General features: G+C 58.0%; 21 protein-coding genes. 3 read left to right on the forward strand and 18 right to left on the reverse strand.

Annotation, left to right across the window (positions count from 1 at the left end; all coding sequences use genetic code 11):
* Nucleotides 1-103: 103 nt before the first annotated feature.
* The 6 genes from H1Y61_RS13235 to H1Y61_RS13260 all read right to left on the reverse strand — a co-directional run bounded on the left by H1Y61_RS13235 (nucleotide 104) and on the right by H1Y61_RS13260 (nucleotide 4,562).
* Nucleotides 104-649, reverse strand: a complete 546-nt coding sequence (locus H1Y61_RS13235; RefSeq protein WP_015915593.1) for a MerR family transcriptional regulator — start codon at nucleotides 647-649, stop codon at nucleotides 104-106.
* Nucleotides 650-842: 193 nt separating this feature from the next.
* Entirely contained in the window at nucleotides 843-1,181 is a 339-nt protein-coding gene (locus tag H1Y61_RS13240; protein WP_015915592.1) for an integration host factor subunit alpha, read from the reverse strand.
* 97 nt (nucleotides 1,182-1,278) lie between these two features.
* Nucleotides 1,279-2,250 carry a beta-ketoacyl-ACP synthase III gene (locus H1Y61_RS13245; RefSeq protein ID WP_180572852.1) on the reverse strand — a complete coding sequence of 324 codons (972 nt, stop codon included), beginning with the start codon at nucleotides 2,248-2,250 and terminating at the stop codon, nucleotides 1,279-1,281.
* Between the two features lie 19 nt (nucleotides 2,251-2,269).
* Nucleotides 2,270-3,337 (reverse strand): phosphate acyltransferase PlsX, encoded by a 1,068-nt coding sequence (gene plsX / locus H1Y61_RS13250; RefSeq protein ID WP_041696419.1) that lies wholly within the window; start codon nucleotides 3,335-3,337, stop codon nucleotides 2,270-2,272.
* A gap of 110 nt (nucleotides 3,338-3,447) precedes the next feature.
* On the reverse strand, nucleotides 3,448-4,011 hold the full coding sequence (locus H1Y61_RS13255; RefSeq protein WP_180572853.1) for a YceD family protein: 564 nt from the start codon (nucleotides 4,009-4,011) through the stop codon (nucleotides 3,448-3,450).
* Nucleotides 4,008-4,562: a ubiquinol-cytochrome C chaperone family protein gene (locus H1Y61_RS13260; protein ID WP_180572854.1), complete on the reverse strand. Its 555-nt coding sequence runs from the start codon at nucleotides 4,560-4,562 to the stop codon at nucleotides 4,008-4,010. The genes H1Y61_RS13255 and H1Y61_RS13260 overlap by 4 nt, the downstream gene beginning before the upstream one ends.
* A 335-nt stretch (nucleotides 4,563-4,897) precedes the next feature.
* On the opposite strand from H1Y61_RS13260, the gene H1Y61_RS13265 reads away from it, so the two are divergent.
* Nucleotides 4,898-5,404, forward strand: coding sequence for an outer membrane protein assembly factor BamE (locus H1Y61_RS13265; protein WP_174110523.1), 507 nt, complete (start codon nucleotides 4,898-4,900; stop codon nucleotides 5,402-5,404).
* A 77-nt stretch (nucleotides 5,405-5,481) separates the two neighbouring features.
* On the opposite strand, the gene H1Y61_RS13270 is transcribed toward H1Y61_RS13265, so the two are convergent.
* The 5 genes from H1Y61_RS13270 to H1Y61_RS13290 all read right to left on the reverse strand — a co-directional run bounded on the left by H1Y61_RS13270 (nucleotide 5,482) and on the right by H1Y61_RS13290 (nucleotide 10,478).
* Nucleotides 5,482-7,620, reverse strand: a complete 2,139-nt coding sequence (locus H1Y61_RS13270; protein ID WP_180572855.1) for a sodium-translocating pyrophosphatase — start codon at nucleotides 7,618-7,620, stop codon at nucleotides 5,482-5,484.
* Nucleotides 7,621-7,815: 195 nt separating this feature from the next.
* A complete protein-coding gene (locus H1Y61_RS13275; protein WP_180572856.1) occupies nucleotides 7,816-9,042 on the reverse strand; it encodes an MFS transporter in 1,227 nt (408 codons plus the stop codon).
* Nucleotides 9,043-9,068: 26 nt separating this feature from the next.
* Complete coding sequence (nusB, locus tag H1Y61_RS13280) at nucleotides 9,069-9,551, reverse strand: transcription antitermination factor NusB (RefSeq protein ID WP_174110489.1); 483 nt, start codon at nucleotides 9,549-9,551, stop codon at nucleotides 9,069-9,071.
* A gap of 4 nt (nucleotides 9,552-9,555) precedes the next feature.
* Nucleotides 9,556-10,014 (reverse strand): 6,7-dimethyl-8-ribityllumazine synthase, encoded by a 459-nt coding sequence (ribH, locus tag H1Y61_RS13285; RefSeq protein WP_015915583.1) that lies wholly within the window; start codon nucleotides 10,012-10,014, stop codon nucleotides 9,556-9,558.
* Between the two features lie 230 nt (nucleotides 10,015-10,244).
* Nucleotides 10,245-10,478 carry a hypothetical protein gene (locus H1Y61_RS13290; RefSeq protein WP_180572857.1) on the reverse strand — a complete coding sequence of 78 codons (234 nt, stop codon included), beginning with the start codon at nucleotides 10,476-10,478 and terminating at the stop codon, nucleotides 10,245-10,247.
* A 66-nt stretch (nucleotides 10,479-10,544) separates the two neighbouring features.
* On the opposite strand from H1Y61_RS13290, the gene H1Y61_RS13295 reads away from it, so the two are divergent.
* Nucleotides 10,545-10,919 (forward strand): hypothetical protein, encoded by a 375-nt coding sequence (locus tag H1Y61_RS13295; RefSeq protein ID WP_180572858.1) that lies wholly within the window; start codon nucleotides 10,545-10,547, stop codon nucleotides 10,917-10,919.
* 61 nt (nucleotides 10,920-10,980) lie between these two features.
* Here H1Y61_RS13295 and H1Y61_RS13300 read toward each other — a convergent pair whose 3' ends face one another.
* The 7 genes from H1Y61_RS13300 to H1Y61_RS13330 all read right to left on the reverse strand — a co-directional run bounded on the left by H1Y61_RS13300 (nucleotide 10,981) and on the right by H1Y61_RS13330 (nucleotide 17,498).
* The gene (locus H1Y61_RS13300) at nucleotides 10,981-11,592 is read right to left on the reverse strand and encodes a riboflavin synthase (RefSeq protein ID WP_156553546.1); all 612 of its coding nucleotides are present in this window, start codon (nucleotides 11,590-11,592) and stop codon (nucleotides 10,981-10,983) included.
* Nucleotides 11,592-12,692: a bifunctional diaminohydroxyphosphoribosylaminopyrimidine deaminase/5-amino-6-(5-phosphoribosylamino)uracil reductase RibD gene (gene ribD / locus H1Y61_RS13305; protein WP_180572859.1), complete on the reverse strand. Its 1,101-nt coding sequence runs from the start codon at nucleotides 12,690-12,692 to the stop codon at nucleotides 11,592-11,594. The genes H1Y61_RS13300 and ribD overlap by 1 nt, the downstream gene beginning before the upstream one ends.
* A 2-nt stretch (nucleotides 12,693-12,694) precedes the next feature.
* The gene (nrdR, locus tag H1Y61_RS13310) at nucleotides 12,695-13,171 is read right to left on the reverse strand and encodes a transcriptional regulator NrdR (RefSeq protein ID WP_015915579.1); all 477 of its coding nucleotides are present in this window, start codon (nucleotides 13,169-13,171) and stop codon (nucleotides 12,695-12,697) included.
* Nucleotides 13,172-13,180: 9 nt separating this feature from the next.
* Nucleotides 13,181-14,470 (reverse strand): serine hydroxymethyltransferase, encoded by a 1,290-nt coding sequence (gene glyA, locus H1Y61_RS13315; protein WP_060715809.1) that lies wholly within the window; start codon nucleotides 14,468-14,470, stop codon nucleotides 13,181-13,183.
* Between the two features lie 207 nt (nucleotides 14,471-14,677).
* On the reverse strand, nucleotides 14,678-16,003 hold the full coding sequence (locus H1Y61_RS13320; RefSeq protein WP_041696415.1) for a L,D-transpeptidase family protein: 1,326 nt from the start codon (nucleotides 16,001-16,003) through the stop codon (nucleotides 14,678-14,680).
* Nucleotides 16,004-16,417: 414 nt separating this feature from the next.
* Nucleotides 16,418-16,930, reverse strand: a complete 513-nt coding sequence (gene ldtR / locus H1Y61_RS13325) for a transcriptional regulator LdtR (protein ID WP_015915576.1) — start codon at nucleotides 16,928-16,930, stop codon at nucleotides 16,418-16,420.
* Nucleotides 16,931-17,078: 148 nt separating this feature from the next.
* Nucleotides 17,079-17,498, reverse strand: coding sequence for a DUF6163 family protein (locus H1Y61_RS13330; protein ID WP_235680728.1), 420 nt, complete (start codon nucleotides 17,496-17,498; stop codon nucleotides 17,079-17,081).
* Nucleotides 17,499-17,707: 209 nt separating this feature from the next.
* Here H1Y61_RS13330 and hemB point away from each other — a divergent pair, with 209 nt between their 5' ends.
* Nucleotides 17,708-18,721: a porphobilinogen synthase gene (gene hemB / locus H1Y61_RS13335; protein ID WP_071204651.1), complete on the forward strand. Its 1,014-nt coding sequence runs from the start codon at nucleotides 17,708-17,710 to the stop codon at nucleotides 18,719-18,721.
* The last annotated feature ends 75 nt before the right edge of the window (nucleotides 18,722-18,796 follow it).

Consider the following 18,796-nt stretch of genomic DNA (forward strand, 5'->3'; position numbering starts at 1 on the left):
TTTAGCGCATCGGACCGAAAAGCGGGAACCGGCTTTCGGATAAATCCGATTAGCAAACAAAAACTTAGAGCATCGTTCTGGTTCCGATTTTCTGTACGATGCTCTAGCGGACCTGATCCAATAGCCGCTTGCATTCCAACAGATCAAACAGGGTTTCCTGAAGCAGCGCCCGATCTTCCTTGCCAACGGAACCACGGCCAGCGGAAATGTCGAGAGCGCTGTCGTCGCCACCGCCGAAGTTAAAGAACCGGCTGCTGGTACGCGACTTTGCATGACCGACGACCTGATCGTCGTCGCTGCCGAGTTTGGGATCGTCATTACTGGATTGGCCAGCAGCAACCAGGGCTTCCATGGTCGCCAGATCGCCGGAAGCGACAGCCATGACAAATTTATTGCCATTGGTTTTCAGAAGCTTCTGCACGCCTTTGATCGTATATCCGTGATCATAGAGCAGATGACGAATACCCTTCAGCAGTTCGATATCGTCAGGACGGTAGTAGCGCCGTCCGCCGCCACGTTTCAGCGGCTTGATCTGCGGAAACCGGGTTTCCCAGAATCGCAGCACATGCTGCGGTAAATCGAGATCGTCCGCCACTTCGCTGATCGTACGGAAAGCATCAGGGCTCTTATCCAAGACGGGCTCCATCATGTCACTCTCAACGACAGCATGTCTCTTATCGGAAACGGAGGCTGTATCATCTTGTCTCACAGACAGTGCTGCGAAGATTCGGCAGTAAGCTATCCATCCAGATGGCCACTCGAAAACGTCGCTCGCAAACAATAAAGACCGACACAATCAAGCGAATAACATTGCCGGAAGCGCTGACTTGGCCGCAAGGCTGTTAAGCAGCCGGATTGGCCGGTTTCTGCTTGGCTTTGCGGGCCAGATGCGAGCGCAGGATACGCTGTTTCAACACGTTGGAGGCTTTGAACGTCATCACCTTGCGGGGCGAAATCGGTACTTCTTCGCCGGTCTTCGGGTTGCGGCCGATCCGCTCATTCTTGGCGCGCACCTGAAAGGTGGCGAAAGAGGAAAGCTTGACCATTTCGCCACGCACGATGGCATTGCAAATCTCATCGATAACAGTTTCGACAAGCTCGGCGGATTCTGTCCGGGAGAGACCAACCTTGCGGAAGACCGACTCAGCCAAATCCGCGCGTGTTACCGTTTTGCCAGCCATAGCACCCCGTCCATCATCAGTTCTGATCGTTATACTCAGAGACTATTGATATGAACGCAATCGGTCAAGCGCCGTTAACAACTTGTTTTTGCGGCAACTACCAGCGTAGCAGCAGCGCGCCCCAGGTAAATCCGCCGCCCATGGCTTCCAACAGCACCAGGTCGCCTTGCTTGATCCGGCCATCGGCGACCGCAACCGAAATCGCCAGTGGAATCGAGGCGGCAGATGTATTGCCGTGCTGATCGACGGTGATGACAACTTTTTCCAGGGGAATATCCAGTTTTTTCGCCGCACCGTCGATAATGCGGCGATTGGCCTGATGCGGCACCAGCCAATCAACATCCTCGGCTGTCAGGCCCGACGCCGCAAAGGACTGCTCGATCACATCGGCGATCATGCCGACGGCATGTTTGAAGACTTCACGGCCTTCCATGCGCAAATGGCCGACGGTGCCTGTCGTGGAAGGACCGCCATCCACATAAAGCTTGTCCTTGTGCGAGCCGTCCGAGCGCAGATGCGCCGTCAGCACACCGCGATCGGCAATGGTTCCCTGCCCTTCGACCGCTTCCAACACCAGAGCGCCAGCGCCGTCGCCGAACAGTACACAGGTGGTACGGTCCTGCCAGTCGAGAATACGCGAAAAGGTCTCTGCGCCGATGACCAGCACCCGCTTTGCCAGTCCGCCACGAATATAGGCATCCGCCGTCGTCATCGCATAGACGAACCCGGTGCAGACGGCCTGAACGTCAAAGGCAAACCCATGGGTCATGCCAAGCCGGTTCTGGATATTCACAGCAGCCGACGGAAAGGTGTTGTCGGGCGTCGATGTGGCGCAGATGATCATATCGATATCGGCAGGCGTGAGACCGGCGGCCTCAAGCGCCTTCAAGGCAGCCTCAGCGCCAAGCGAAGCGGTGGTCTCCCCCTCGCCGGCGATATAGCGCTGCCGGATGCCGGTGCGTTGAACGATCCAGTCGTCCGACGTGTCGACCAGGGTTTCCATTTCGCGGTTACTCAATAGCCGCTTGGGCAAAGCCGAGCCAACACCGCGAACAACTGAACGAATCATTTTATATTTATCCTGTCCTTCACGCTGCTTCCGGCCCGGCGCTGGAGGAACCAGCCCTGGACGTCGATGGAAAGCGAGTGTGATAAAGTTTCAAATCATTTTCAATTTTCTGGGTCAAACCATTGCGCGCCATGTCATAGCCAACCTCGATGGCTGAACCGAAACCTTCCGCGTCCGTACCGCCATGGCTCTTGATGACAATGCCGTTCAGACCGAGAAAGACGCCGCCATTCACCTTGCGCGGGTCCATCTTGTCCTTCAGCGCATCAAACGCCCCCTTGGCGAAGAAATAGCCGATCTTCGACATCAGGCTGCGCGACATGGCTGCCCTCAGATAGGTGGCAATCTGGCGCGCCGTGCCTTCGGCAGCCTTCAGGGCGATATTGCCGGTGAAGCCTTCCGTGACGACGACATCGACCGTGCCCTTGCCGAGATCGTCTCCCTCGACGAAACCGGCATAGTTTAGGGTGTCCAGACCTGCCTCACGCAACATGCGGCCCGCTTCGCGCACTTCTTCCTGACCCTTGATTTCCTCGACGCCGACATTCAACAAGCCAATCGAAGGACGATCAATCTGGAATAAAGCCCGGGCCATAGCGCCGCCCATGACGGCGAAATCCAGCAGTTGTTGCGCATCGGCACCAATGGTGGCGCCGATATCAAGCACAATGCTTTCCCCCTTCAGGGTCGGCCAGATCCCGGCAATCGCCGGGCGCTCCACATTGGCCATGGTGCGCAGGCAGAACTTGGACATGGCCATCAGTGCGCCGGTATTGCCGGCAGACACGACGACATCCGCCTCGCCCGTCTTCACAGCCTCAATAGAACGCCACATGCTGGAGACATAGCGGCCACGACGCAGCGCCTGGCTTGGCTTTTCGTCCATGGCGATTGCCACTTCGCAATCGTGGAAGACGGATTTTGCTTTCAATTTTGGATATTTGGCAAGAAAAGGCTCGCACTTTTCCCGCTGGCCAAACAGGATGAATGTAATCTCCGGATGGCGCTCCAGCGCCCGGGCGGCGCCCGGAATAACGACTTCGGGACCGAAATCGCCCCCCATGACGTCGAGAGAAATTTTGACCACGCGTCTTAATCCCTTCTTTTTCACCCCCAGGTGAAATTTTCGGCCAAAATACCGGTTTTGGTCTGGCGTACAACTTATTTGTGGTTCATCGTCAAGGCCCGACTGTCAATCTAGTCCTTTTTCCAGTCTTTAAGGGCGGCAAAGGGCGATGGGCGAATGATCTGCGCGCCTGTATCCTCGTTATGACCTGAAAACTCAGCGCCCGGCTTGCGCGGATATGGATCGATTGCCATGGCGGCAAACTCGGCGACCAGCGCGCCTGCATCGATCGTGTCACCGACAAAGGGTTCCGGCGCGTCCGGTCCATCCGGGTCCAACACCATTTCGCCCTGGCCGTCCAGCACGATGCGGGCAAGCTTGGAACCCTCAGGCACGAAGACCTGTTCCACCTGCTCGCTAATCTGCGTCAGCACCGGCTCCAGCGTCACGACGCAGGCCTGCTCGATCTCGCCTTCCACCACGCCCTTGATGCGCACACCGTCGCGCTTCCAGCGACTGATCTGAAGTTCAGCCTTCAGGGAACGGACAGCCAGCACTTTCCACAGTTGCGCCAAGCCCTGCCGCTCGGCGTCATTGGCCTCAAGGCGCACCCGCACGGCATTGGCGGAGACATGTCCGACCTTGACGTGATAGGAAAAAGGCGTGTTTGCCGGGGTCTGGCCTTGCGATTTCATCGATGAACCTGCTGCTCTGGAAGAGGAAATGCCAGCGATCCGGTGATCACGGCCTCTTCCGTCGTTTGTAAAAGATATGTTTCTGATGTGATGGCCCAATGGGCCAAATCCGTCATGGCCGGACGAGCGGCTTCCGGCACGTCTGGATGGATATTGCGCCGAAAGCCGGCGGCAAGCGCACTTTCATCCTTCAAATCGAGTGCCTTGCCGTAGGTTTCAAGGCGGCCATAGAACATTCCTGCCAATTTTTTCATCCGTTTGGGTACGGTCTGGTCGCCAACCCCCAATTCCCGGATGGAATGATCGACATCCTGAAAAAACGCGTCGATGATTTCCTGCGCCACTTCCTGGCCGCTGCGCTCAGATTTCGCCGTGCGGCGCAGATAGAGAATCAGCACCAGCGACAGCATTTCAAAGCGGCCCATCACGGTATCCGGCACATCGAGCGCCTCGTAAAACAGCGGTACACGGGCGGCTTCCATCAGCACGGCATATTGGCGGTCGATAATCTGGCGGTTGTTCCGGCGGGTCTTGAACAGGGTAAAAATCATCGCAGCGCCTATTTTACGTGTTGCCGGCTATTCGTCCGATCCCTGGAGAAAGAGGCGCGACGGCCCGACCGATGTTGCATGATGGCTAAAGCTGGTTTACCGAAGCAGTGATGAATTGCAATGCCGTTTTACCGGACCGGCCCTTGCCGATGGCAATCGCATCGGGCAAAGCGAGTTGGAGCTTGAAACATATCGTTGCTCTGTCTTTTCGGTTTCCCCGGAAAGGCCACAATGATATGGGCAAGACGCAAGCGGATAAGCACAAGAAGCGACTGGCGCAAGAAATGGCTGGCGCAAGAACGAACCTGGCCTGCAGGCGGGCAGAAGAGAGCATGATGGGAGATGCATCATTGAAGAGACGGTATTTCCGGCCCGACGCCAGGGCAATCGGCCTGGCCGCGATGACTTTGCTGATCGCAACCGGCGGCTTGACCGGCTGCACGACCGGCGAAGTTTTCCATAACGGCTATATTGTGGACCCGAAGGCGCTCGATCTGGTGCCAGTCGGTGCCAGCCGTGAACAGGTCCTGCTATCGCTCGGCACGCCGTCCACCACGGCGACCTTCGATGGCGAGGTATTCTATTATATCTCCCAGACCCGTAAGCGCCCCGTAGCCTTTATGAAGCAACAGCTGGTCGATCAGCAGGTCTTGGCGATTTACTTCGACAAGAACGGCACCGTGGCCCGGCGCGCCAACTACAGCATGAAGGACGGCAAGGTCTTCGACATGGTGTCGCGCACCACGCCAACCGGCGGCAAGGACCTCAGCTTCCTGCAACAGATTCTGTCGGGCGGCAACGGCGCTACCAACAGCATCAAGAACATGCTCGGCTTCCAATAAGCAGAGCCTCGATATCAAAACAAAACCCGCGGCCTCACGGTCGCGGGTTTTTCTGTATTGCGTTGTATCAAACACCCTCAGCCGGCCAGAATGGCCAGCAGCAACAGGGCAACGATATTGGTGATCTTGATGGCCGGATTGACAGCAGGACCTGCCGTATCCTTGTAGGGATCACCAACCGTATCGCCGGTGACGGACGCCTTATGGGCGTCTGACCCTTTCAGATGCGTTGTGCCATCCTTGTCAACAAAACCGTCCTCAAAGCTCTTCTTGGCATTGTCCCAGGCGCCACCGCCCGATGTCATGGAAATTGCCACGAACAGGCCGTTGACGATCACGCCCAGCAAGGATGCACCCAGCGCCGCGAAGGCCGAGGCCTTGGAGCCGGACACCAGCAGCACACCGAAATAGACGACGATGGGCGCCAGCACCGGCAACAACGACGGCACGATCATTTCGCGGATTGCCGCCTTGGTGAGGATATCCACGGCGCGGCCATAATCCGGTTTCTCGGTGCCCTGCATGATGCCGGGCTTTTCACGAAACTGGCGACGCACTTCCTCCACGATGGAGCCAGCGGCCCGGCCCACCGCCGTCATGGCGATACCGCCAAACAGATAGGGAATGAGACCGCCGAAGATCAGCCCGGCCACCACATACGGATTGGAGAGGCTGAAGGAAATGTCGCCGATCCCGGCAAAATAGGGATATTGATCACCATTCGCAGCGAAATATTGCAGATCGTTGGAATAGGCGGCAAACAGTACCAGCGCGCCCAGCCCGGCTGAGCCGATGGCATAGCCTTTGGTGACGGCCTTGGTTGTATTGCCAACAGCGTCCAGCGCATCGGTCACTTTGCGCACCTCCGGCGGCAGATGCGCCATTTCGGCGATGCCACCGGCATTGTCGGTGACGGGGCCGAACGCATCGAGCGCGACGATCATCCCCGCCAGCCCCAGCATGGTGGTGACGGCGATGGCGGTGCCGAACAGACCGGCCAACTGATAAGTGGAGATGATGCCGCCGATAATCACCAGCGCCGGAAGCGCGGTTGACTCAAGGGAAACCGCCAGCCCCTGGATAACATTGGTACCGTGACCGGTCACCGACGCCTGGGCGATGGAATTGACCGGGCGTTTGTTGGTTCCGGTATAGTATTCGGTGATGACAACGATCAGCGCGGTCACGACCAGGCCGAGAAGGCCGCAGATGAACAGGTTGACGCCGGTAATCGCTTGGCCCGCAACGCTCCCGACCGTACCCCAGCCGATTGTAAGTTGCGTTGCCACGGCAAGCCCGACGATAGACAGCAGACCGGTAACAATCAGGCCCTTGTAGAGCGCGCCCATGATCGAGCCGTTGACGCCGAGCTTGACGAAAAACGTACCGGCAATCGAGGTCAGGATGCAGGTGCCGCAAATCGCCAGCGGATAGATCATGGCGCTTTCCAGTATCGCGCTGCCTGCGAAGAAAATTGCCGCCAACACCATGGTGGCGACCACGGAGACCGCATAGGTCTCGAACAGGTCGGCGGCCATGCCAGCGCAATCCCCGACATTATCCCCGACATTATCGGCAATGGTTGCCGGGTTGCGCGGATCGTCCTCGGGAATGCCCGCCTCGACCTTGCCGACGAGATCGCCACCGACATCAGCGCCCTTGGTGAAGATACCGCCGCCAAGCCGGGCGAAGATCGAGATCAGCGAAGCGCCGAAGCCGAGTGCCACCAACGCATCGATCACATCGCGCGAGCCGCTGGCATGACCGAGTCCATAGGTCAGGACGCAATAATAGACGGAGACGCCGAGAAGGGCGAGACCTGCCACCAACATGCCGGTAATGGCCCCGGATTTGAAGGCAATGTCGAGACCGGCGGTCAGGCTCTGAGCCGAGGCCTGCGCGGTGCGGACATTGGCGCGCACCGACACATGCATACCGATAAAGCCTGCGGCACCGGAGAGAACCGCGCCGATCAGAAAGCCGATGGCGGCCTCTCCCGACAGCAAGTACCAGACGCCTGCAAACACCACGGCACCGACGATAGCGATAGTCAGATATTGTCGGGCCAGATAGGCCTGCGCCCCTTCGCGGATATAGCCTGCGATTTCCTGCATACGCGGCGTGCCCTGGTCGGCAGCCAATACCGCCTGCGTTGCCCAGACCGCATAGGCCACGGAAATCAAGCCACATAAAATTACGCCTAACAGAACTGCCATTCCAACGCCTCCCTGTTGGACACCGCCCTCTCCTCCAAGGACGTTGCCTGTTTCTAAGGCAGAGTGCGCTTCTCCCGCTCCAAAGGTCAAGAGTGTGCAACCGGATTTCAAAGCGCCCTGCCATGCCTGAACGCAATCGAGAACCGATGGAAAATGTTCCACCGTGAAGGGCTTTGTTGGGGCGATCGGGAGCCGTCAGGCCTTGGCGCGATGCTCGGCAAGCAATTGCAGCGCAATCAGCGCGAGGCACAGCACGGTCACCGGCCAGATCACCAGGTTCATCACCGACCAGCCATAGGCAGTAAACACCTTGCCGGAAGAAAAGGACGAGAGGGCAACCGTGCTGAACAGGATGATGTCATGGAAACCCTGGACCTTATCGGCTTCCTGCGGTCGATAGGAGGAGGCGACGATGGCTGTCGCACCGATGAAGCCGAAATTCCAGCCGATGCCGAGCAGCACCAGCGCACCCCAGAAGTTCCAGAGTTCAACGCCCATGTGAGCAACGACGGCGCAGCCCATTAAGATCAGCAGACCGGCGGCAACGATCTTTTCCGCCCCGAACCGGCGGATCAGCCGTCCGGTGAAAAAGCTTGGCGCAAACATGGCGATGACATGCCATTGAATGCCGAGTGTTGCCTGATCGGAGGTAAAGCCGCAGCCGATCACCATGGCGAGCGGCGCACCGGTCATCATGAAAGTCATCAGTGCATAGGTGCAGATGCCGCAGATCATCCCGGTGATGAACCGTTGCGTCAGCACGATCTCGCGCAGCGAGCGAGCGGGCTTGGCGCTGTCATCGTGGTGGCCGAGCGGCTGTCCTAGATGAACGAAGCTGAGAATCCCAATGGCCAGCAGCATCAGCGGTGCCAGCGCCAGGAAGGCACCGGCAAACAACACCGGCTCGAACAGATCTTTCAGCCAGATCGCCAATTGCGGACCAAGGATCGCCGAAACGATACCGCCGGCAAGAATCCAGGAGATAGCCTCGCCCTTGAAATAGCTGGGCGAACTGTCGGCGGCGGCAAAGCGGATCTTCTGGGTAAAGCCGCTGGACAGGCCGATCAGCAGCAGGCCGAAGGCAAACAGCCAGAAATCGATCTTAAATAGCGCCAGCGTGGCGACCAGTCCGCCAATCGCCGCCGAACCTGCCCCGATGATGAATGCAGCCTTGCGGCCAAACAACCGGGAGGCAATGGCAATGGCCACAGCGCCAAGGGCCACGCCAATGTTGAAGCCGGTGAGTGGCGCTGTCGCCAGCGATTTGTCGGCACCGAGCATTTGATAACCGGCAAGCCCGCCCAGGGAAAAGGACAGCGGGGCAACAGAGCCCAGAACCGCCTGGGCAGCGGTCAGAATAGCAACGGTGCGCTTGGCACCTCGCAACTGATGTTCAAGGCCAGTGCCACTTTCCACTGCCATGTCCCTGCCCCTCCCCCGAAGGGCTGTTACTTGACTGCGGGAACCCGGACCTGCTTGGCAATCCGGTCCAGCACCGCATTGACCAGCTTAGGCTCGTCTTCCTGGAAAAAGGCGTGGGCAATCTCGACATATTCCGTGACGATCACCGCAACGGGTACGTCCTTGCGCTCCAGCAATTCGAATGTGCCAGCGCGTAGAATGGCCCGCACCGTGCTATCCACCCGCGCCAGCGACCAATCGTCCTGCAACGCCTGGCGAATCAGCGGGTCAATCTTGGTCTGGTCGCGCACCACGCCTGCCACGATGGAGCGGAACCAGGAGGCATCGGCCTTCAGATAGGTTTCGCCGTCGATTTCCTGACCGAGACGATGGGTTTCGTATTCAGCAACGACTTCGAGAACGCCGGTGCCGCCGATATCCATCTGGTAAAGCGCCTGCACGGCGGCAAGCCGTGCCGCGCCGCGCTGGTTGGCGGTCTTTACCGGTGGTTTGTTATTTTCGGTCGTCATCGGTTCAGCCACCAAATTTCTGCTTCAGGGCAATCATTGTCAAAGCGGCGCGAGCGGCAAAGCCACCCTTGTCCTTGTCCGTCCGCTTGACGCGGGCCCAGGCCTGCTCGTCATTCTCTACCGTCAGGATGCCGTTGCCGATGGCAAGCGATTCGGACACGGAAAGATCCATCAGGGCGCGGGAGGATTCGTTGGCGACGATATCGAAGTGATAGGTCTCACCCCTGATAACCATGCCGAGAGCCACATAGCCATCGTATACCACGCCGCCATTGTCGGCACCGTCGAGCGCCATGGAAATAGCCGCGGGAACTTCGAGCGCGCCCATGACGGTGACGATGTCGTAGCTGGCGCCTGCCTCATCCAGCACCGCCTTGGCGCCGTCCAGCAGCGCATCGGCCATGTCGTCGTAGAAACGGGCCTCGACAATAAGAAGGTGCGGTGCGGAATACTGGTCAGACATAAGCGGTCACCCCGGAACGGATGGAGAAAATGGCAATGATTGGATGCGGGGTCAAACCATGCCCTACCCCGAATGGCAAGTGTTTTTCCGAAAAACCCGCCGAAATGCCGCTAAAGCCTGGCAATACCGCTCCCTTGGCCCGCCACCGCCAGCGCTATCGCACATTATTGTGACCAAGCCCGGAAAGTATCGGTTTTGCGCCGGTAGGAGAGATTTTACTGACTCGCTGGTCATTGGATGGCGCGCCAGTGATACAGCCTCAACAAACGACGTCCTTCGTCAGACCGCTGATAAATATCAGTAATTTTGCGAAAATCCGGACCAGAAAAACGGTAGCGGCAAGTGGCCAGCGACGACACTTTCGCCCGCGCTAAACATGGCGATTTGATGAAAATCAAGATGACGGATTTGTAACCCATCAAGGCAGTTTGCGGGCTGGAAATCGCCTTTGTTGCGACGCACATCAGTCATCACCGGCGAGCGTTTAAGACGAGATAAGCCGGGGGATAATTTGGATCAGGAGATTACCGATGAACCGTATCGGACATGTATTCAGTGCTTCCACCGTTGCTGCCATCTCTTTCGGTGGTGTATCCCAGGCTGCCGTTGAGATGGCCTCTGAAGATGGTCGGCCCCAATCCGTACAAGCCCCGCAATCCGTACAACCCGTTGTCGGCAAGCGGTTGACAGTCGTGCCGTTGCGTGGCCTTCAGACATCCGACCCGATGCGCCAGGCGCTGGATGCCCAGGACCCACATTCCGCCCAGGCGCGAAAGTTGCAGGCCGCTATTATTGCCAATCCGAAACTGATGCGTCAGCTCGATGGCCAGGGCGTCGATGTCACGACCATTGTCGGCATGATCACGGTCGATGACGGCAGCATCTCGGTGTTTACCTCGGCTTGATGGATATGTGCGGAAGGGGCTGACCGGCCCTTCCGCCTTTTCTCACAAAGCGCGTAAGTTTTTACGCCTTTGGAAATTCCGCGAGCCTTGCCGCATAGCGCGCCATGGTATCGACTTCGAAATTGACGAAATCGCCGACTTGCCGGTCGCCCCAGGTGGTGACCTCAAGCGTGTGGCGGATCAGCAGGATGTCGAAGTCGCACCCCTCGACACCATTGACCGTCAGCGAGGTTCCGTCCAGCGCAACTGAGCCCTTCGGGGCGACGAAACGGGCCAGGTTCTCAGGCACCCGCAGTGTGAAGCGGGTCGCATCGCCTTCGGCTTTGATCGCCAGGATCTCGGCCTTGCCATCGACATGGCCCGAGACGATATGCCCGCCCAGCTCATCGCCGATTTTCAACGAGCGCTCCAGGTTGATGCGCGTGCCTTTTTGCCAGCTACCGATGGTGGTCAACCGCAGGGCTTCTTCCCAGGCTTCCACTTCAAACCACCGCGCATTGCTGCCCGCCTCTGGCAGACCGGTGACTGTCAGGCAGGTGCCGGAATGCGCGATGGAAGCGCCCATGTCGATTGTATCAGGATCATAGGCTGTGACGATGCGCAGCTTTACGCCTTCCTTCAGAGGCACGATGTCTTCCACGGTGCCGATATCGGTGACAATGCCTGTAAACATCAGAAATCCTGCTCATATTCATCAAAACGATCCGCGCCGAAAGTGACACTGCGCAGATGACGAAAATTCTCCGGTATATTGGCAGGCGTGAGCGGCGATGCAAGTCCACTACCGCCGATTTCATCTGGTCCCTGGTAAAGATGGATGCGATCCACCAGGCCCGCGTTCAGGAAGGCCTTTGCCGCAGCAGCCCCACCTTCGACCAGCAGGGAAGACATCCCCTGCACAGCCAGTTGACGCAGCAGATCATCAAGATCGGCCACCGGCCAGACATGGACACCCGCAGCCTGCAATGCCGTGCGGCTTTCCTCAAAACTTTCCGTACAGGCAAAGGTGGAAGGCTCACCGCAGGCGCAAAGCGTCGGCACTTGCCCCGCCGTTTGCACCAGTTTCGAACCGAGGGTCAGTTCCAGCCGCCGGTCGAGCACGATGCGCAGCGGCGACCGATGGGTCTGTCCAGCCAGCCGCACCGTCAGATCTGGATCATCAGCCTTTGCCGTGCCGATCCCGACCAGAATGGCATCACTCTCGGCGCGCAGCAATTGGACCTGGGCACGGGCCAGCGCCCCGGTAATCGCCACCTGCCCCTCGCCCGCCCGGCCAATCATGCCGTCACGCGACAGCGCCAGTTTCAGCGTCACATGCGGGCGCTGTTTCGTCTGCCGGGTCAGATAGGCAGCGAGCCCATAGCGCGCTTCACGCTCCAGCACGCCGGTTACCACCTCGATCCCCGCATCCGTCAGGATGGACAGGCCACGGCCTGAAACGCGCGGGTCTGGGTCGGTGACGGCAACCACAACCCGCGCTACGCCAGCCTCGACCAGCGCATCGGCGCAAGGCGGGGTCTTGCCATGATGGGAACAGGGTTCAAGCGTCACATAGGCCGTAGCACCGCGGGCCTTTTCGCCGGCCACGGCAATGGCCTGACGCTCGGCATGGGGGCGTCCGCCAATCGCTGTGACAGCGGAGCCGACAATGGTTCCGTCGGCAACAATCACACAGCCGACCGACGGGTTGGTCAGAGTTTGTCCCAGATGACTGCGACCAAGCCTAATCGCCGCTGCCATGAACCGCTGATCATCAGGCTGTTCGCACACCATGTTTACCCCGGTTCGTGGTCCTGGGAAATCTTGGCGGTAATTTCAGAAATGACCTGCTCGAAATCCTCGGCATGGGAAAAATCGCGATAGACCGAGGCGTAACGCACAAAAGCAACATCATCGAGGCTTTTCAGCGCTTCCAGCACCTGCAAACCGATCTGCTCGGAGGAAATTTCCGTCTCGCCGGAGCTTTCCAGCCGCCGTACGATGCCCGAAACCGCCCTTTCGATCCGGTCCCGATCGACGGGACGTTTGCGAAGGGCGATCTCGAAAGACCGCACCAGCTTGTTGCGATCAAAAGGCGCCTTACGGCCCGTCTTTTTCAACACGGTCAGCTCGCGCAGCTGCACGCGCTCGAACGTGGTGAAGCGGCCGCCGCAATCCGGGCAGATCCGGCGCCGGCGAATGGCGCTATTGTCCTCCGCCGGGCGTGAATCCTTGACCTGCGTATCGTCCGAACCGCAAAACGGGCACCGCATCTCTTCTCCTTACAGGTAAGGATACATCGGGAAACGACCCGTCAGGCCAACGACCTTATCGCGCACGCTTGCCTCGACGGCGCTATTGCCCTCGTCGGAATTGGCAACCTTCAGACCGTCGAGAACCTCAACGATCAGATTACCGATTTCGATAAATTCGGCCTCCTTGAAGCCACGGGTCGTGCCAGCTGGCGTGCCAAGGCGAACACCAGACGTGACGAAGGGCTTTTCAGGATCGAATGGAATGCCGTTCTTGTTGCAGGTGACATAGGCGCGGCCAAGGGCTGCCTCGGCGCGCTTGCCGGTAGCGTTCTTCTTGCGCAGATCGACCAGCATCAAATGGTTGTCAGTACCGCCGGAGACGATATCGAGGCCACCCTTGACCAGGGTTTCGGACAGGGCCTTGGCGTTCTTGACCACCTGAGCGGCATAATCCTGGAATTCCGGCTGCAAGGCCTCACCGAAGGCAACCGCCTTGGCGGCAATCACATGCATCAGCGGGCCGCCCTGGAGGCCAGGGAAGACAGCCGAATTGAACTTCTTGGCCAGATCCTCGTCATTGGTGAGGATCATGCCGCCACGGGGGCCACGCAGCGACTTGTGGGTCGTGGTGGTGGCGACGTGGCAATGCGGGAACGGCGACGGATGCTGGTTACCGGCCACCAGACCGGCGATATGGGCCATATCAACCATCAGATAGGCGCCGACTTCGTCGGCGATCTCGCGGAAGCGCTTCCAGTCCCAGATCCGCGAATAGGCTGTGCCACCGGCGATGATCAGCTTGGGCTTGTGTTTGCGGGCCGATTCAGCCACCGCATCCATGTCCAGCAGATTATCGTCCTGACGCACGCCATAGGAGACGACGTTGAACCACTTGCCGGACATGTTGACCGGCGAACCGTGGGTCAGATGGCCCCCGGAATTCAGGTCGAGACCCATGAAAGTATCGCCGGGCTGCAACAGTGCCAGGAACACGGCCTGGTTCATCTGCGAACCGGAATTGGGCTGAACATTGGCAAAATTGACGCCAAACAGCTTCTTGGCGCGCTCAATCGCCAATTCCTCGGCAATATCCACGAACTGACAGCCACCGTAATAGCGCTTGCCCGGATAGCCCTCGGCATATTTGTTGGTCATGATCGAGCCTTGCGCTTCCAGCACGGCGCGCGAGACGATGTTTTCAGACGCAATCAGCTCGATTTCATGGCGTTGACGACCGAGCTCCTTTTCAATCGCACCAAAAATATCCGGGTCGGTTTCGGCAAGCGGACGGGAAAAGAAAGCATCGGTATTGGCCATGATCGCAGTCTCCTGAAAGCGTTGATGCGTGCGCGTCTTAACGTCCTCGCGCCCCAAGAGCAAGACAACAGAGCGACATTTGCACGCCAATGCGCGGAACGGAAGAAGATGCTTATTCTTGTATCACACGGACTGCTGTCCGCGTAAAAACACAAAAGGCCGCGCAACTTGAGCGCGGCCCTTGGTACGAATGCCTGGTGCCAAGACTTACTGCGGCAAATTGTCGTCCTCAATCCGGCCCGGATTTTGCTCCACGCCAATGTTGGTTTGCAGCGCCAACTGGGCATCGCCATCACGCTTGTAGATATCGTCACGGAACTGCACGACATTGTCCTTGGCAGACCACGCCGTGATGTAAACGATATAGACGGGGACTTCCTGCGAAAGCTTGATCACATTGTTCTGGCGCGTGGAGATGACCCGCTCGATTTCCTGACGGTTCCAGCCGGGCGTATCCCTCAGCAACCATGTGATCAGATCACGGACGTTCTGGACGCGCATGCAGCCGGAGGATTCAAAGCGCATCAGTTTGTTGAACAGGCCCTGCTGCGGCGTATCGTGAAGATATTCATTGTTGGGATTGTGAAAGTTGATCTTCGTCGAGGCCATGGCGTTGATCTTGCCAGGGTCCTGACGGAACATCAGGTTCGGAGCCTTTGGCGCGTTCCAATCCACAGTCTCCGGGGCCACTTCCTGGCCTTTGCCATCGAAGAGACGGATATTGTTGCGCGTCAGATAAGTGGGGTCCTTGCGCATCAGCGGCACGATGTCCTTTTCGACGATCGAGCGCGGCGCAGTCCAGTAGGGATTCAGGATGACTTCATAGATCTTGGAATTGATGGAATGGGTCGGGCGGTCGATACGTCCAACAACGGCATTGGTACGCAATGCAACGCGATCATTTTCGACAGCCTCGATAGACATCGAGGGAATGTTGACCATGACATACCGGTTGCCCAGATCACCGGACATTGCCTGCAGGCGCACCAGATTGGTATTGAGCTGGTTAAGACGCACATCGGCAGAAATATTCATCGCTTTCAGCGTATATTCGCCAAGCGCACCATCTGTGGGTAGACCGTGACGAGCCTGAAAACGCTTCACGGCACCATCAACATAGGTATCGAAAGAATTGGACATGCCCGCTTCCTGCCCAAGATCGCCTGAGATCATCAGGCGTTGGCGCAGTTGCTGCACAACCGGATCAATAGAGCCGAGTTTCAATTTCACCGAGGGGTTAACTTGCGGCCAACCGCCCTGGGCGACGATCTGCTGATAGGCGGAAATGGCCAATTGCAGGTTCGGCAGGTTGGTGGCACTCAACATCGGCGAATTTGACGTCACCGAGGCGACCGCACGTGACGTTTGGGCATCGAACTGGTCGTCCCAATTGCCCCGCGAGCGAGCATTTATCAGCTCATCGACGGCAGATTGCGCCATGGCGGTCCCGGCCAGCGTGGATGCTCCCACCAATGCCGCGCCTCTCAGCAACGCTCTGCGAGAGACCGAAACCAGTTTAATCTTGTCCGCCATAGTCTTCTATTTCCCTACCGATCCACCGATCCCGAAACGCTTTAGCCCATGGGAGATGATCATGTCCCATGAAGGCATTGTGCTTAATAAAGCCGGAGGCGTTCCGCAATCATTGTTTTCATCGCCGGAAACGTTTGCCGCTATCGCTTGTTCCAAAAGCCCTCTGCCCTAAAGAGTTTCTTTTGAACCCGGGCGAAGGCGAGGCTTCAGCGCGGGTCGAACAACCAGCTTATTCCACAGTCTGGCGGTCCCATATCAATATGGCCAAAGCTTGTCAGGCCCGACGCGCTCACAACACTGTGTTGAATAAGCATGCGCGCATCAAAACAAAGCGAGGCGATATCGACCTGCCGGGATTGAATGACCGCTACCGGTCCATCAAGGCAGCAAAGCCAGACATTGCAGCCGGTTGGCCTACATGCGATAGGCGATCGTGTCGTTCCAGAAGCGATCGAGACGCTGCAACAACCTGTTCATCTGGTTGAATTCGTCCGGACCGATGCCGCCGACCTTCTGGATGGAGCCGACGTGGCGCTCATAGAGCTTGGCGACGGTTTCGGCGATATCCTGGCCTTCCGGTGTCAGCGAAATACGAACCGAACGGCGATCGACACGCGAGCGGGAATGATTGATGAAACCAAGGTCCACCAGCTTCTTGACGTTATAGGAAACGTTAGAGCCGAGGTAGTAGCCGCGAGACCGCAATTCACCGGCCGTCAGCTCGGAATTGCCGATGTTAAACAGCAGCAAAGCCTGAACAGCATTGACGTCGTTGCGGCCCTGACGGTCGAATTCGTCCTTGATGACGTCGAGCAGGCGGCGGTGCAAGCGCTCCACCAGATGCAGGGAATCAAGATAGAGAGAACGGATGGTCTGCTCTTCGTGATCGATAGCGGACACCTGCGGTTTGATCTTTGTCGTGGTCATATCGTCTGCCTCACTGTTTGGGTGGCGGCCTTGTTGGTTTCCAACCGCCTTGTGAGTGACAATATCGAATGCAGATAAAATTCTATTTAAAATGCAGGCTTAACAGAGGCTTACCATTCAGCCTGCTTGTATCAGGGTAAACCATTCCTTATGCCGTGACGCGCTGGCGCTTTTGCAACAGGATCGCCAGGCGGAAAGCGATATAAACGACGGCGACAATCAGATGGAATGCGACGATCAACGGATCGCGTCCGAAAATGCCCGGCCATACGGCATGCATCAGGATCTGGCCACTGGCGGCAATGACCCAGATGACTGGCCCCCAGGAGACCGTCATCCACAACCCAACCCCTGCCACCGGCAGCATCACGGCAAGCCCGCAGCTGGCAATGCGCCAAGGCACATTCATCAGGTCGAACCGCCCAAGGCCGTTACCTGCAAAGCCCACCAGAAGCCCCCAGAATTGCAAGCCCAGCCAAAGGCAGGCAAGCGCAACAACGCGCAGGAAGAGCACAAACAACAGGTCTACCAGGCTGGGTTTTGGCGTATGGACGACATCATCAATCATGGTGCGACGATATCGCATAATTGATCGGACCGGTATCGGCGACAGGTGAAATTTATGGGGAGATAAACAATCCACAGACGGTTTTATTCGAGCATCGCTATGCCCGGGGGGGCCGGAGGTGGGGCCGGTCAGGTTGCCGCAGTGGGCAAACATCCCAGTGCATGATAAACGGCATCGTAAGAGAGCAGGCCTGAAGACTGGAGACCGCGATGACCAACAAGACCCACCTCGTTGACGATATTACCGGCCACCGGCGCATGCGCCGCAACCGCAAGGCGGACTGGACGCGCAGGCTGGTACAGGAAAGCCGGTTGACGGTGGATGATCTGATCTGGCCGATCTTCCTCGTACCCGGTAGCGGCATCGTCGAGCCGATCGCCGCCATGCCGGGGGTCAACAGGATGAGTGTCGACAAAGCCGTCGAGGCGGTGAAGGAAGCCGCAGATCTTGGCATTCCGGCCATTGCCACCTTTCCGAACATCGAGATGAACCTGCGTGACCAGACGGGTTCCCATATCCTGGAAGCCAATAACCTGCTCAACCAGGCGACGGCGGCCATCAAGAAAGCCGTCGCCAACATCGGCGTGATTACCGATGTAGCGCTGGACCCGTTTACCAGCCATGGGCATGACGGTATTTTGCGCGGCGATGATATCGTCAATGACGAAACGGTTGATCAGGTGGTCAAGGCAGCCATCCTGCAGGCCGATGCCGGCTCCGACATTATCGCGCCCTCCGAAATGATGGACGGACGAATCGGCGCGATCCGCCGGGGGCTTGACGCTGCTGGTCATCAGTCGGTCGGCATCATGTCCTATGCGACGAAATTCTCCTCCGGCTATTATGGCCCCTATCGCGAGGCGATTTCCACCGCAGGCCTGCTGAAGGGCGACAAGAACAGCTATTACATCAGTCCGGCCAACGGCACCGAAGCAGTGCGCGATGCTGCCATGGATGTTGAGGAAGGGGCGGATATGCTGATGGTCAAGCCCGGCCTGCCCTATCTGGATATCTGCTGGCGCCTCAAGGAAGCCTTCAGCCTGCCGGTCTTTTCCTATCAGGTGTCAGGCGAATATGCGCAGATCAAGGCTGCGGGTCTGAATGGCTGGATTGATGAAGAGCGAGTGATGATGGAAACACTGCTCTGCTTCAAAAGGGCCGGATGTGATGGCATTCTCAGTTATTTCGCCGTGGAAGCGGCAAAGCGGCTCGCCAGAAGCTGAGTTTTCGGCACTGCCATTTGCAGCACGCCAGCCGCGATTCCTGGCTAGACTGTAAAGATGTCAGGCAATTGTATT

Source organism: Agrobacterium vitis (assembly GCF_013426735.1).
GTDB lineage: Bacteria > Pseudomonadota > Alphaproteobacteria > Rhizobiales > Rhizobiaceae > Allorhizobium > Allorhizobium vitis_D.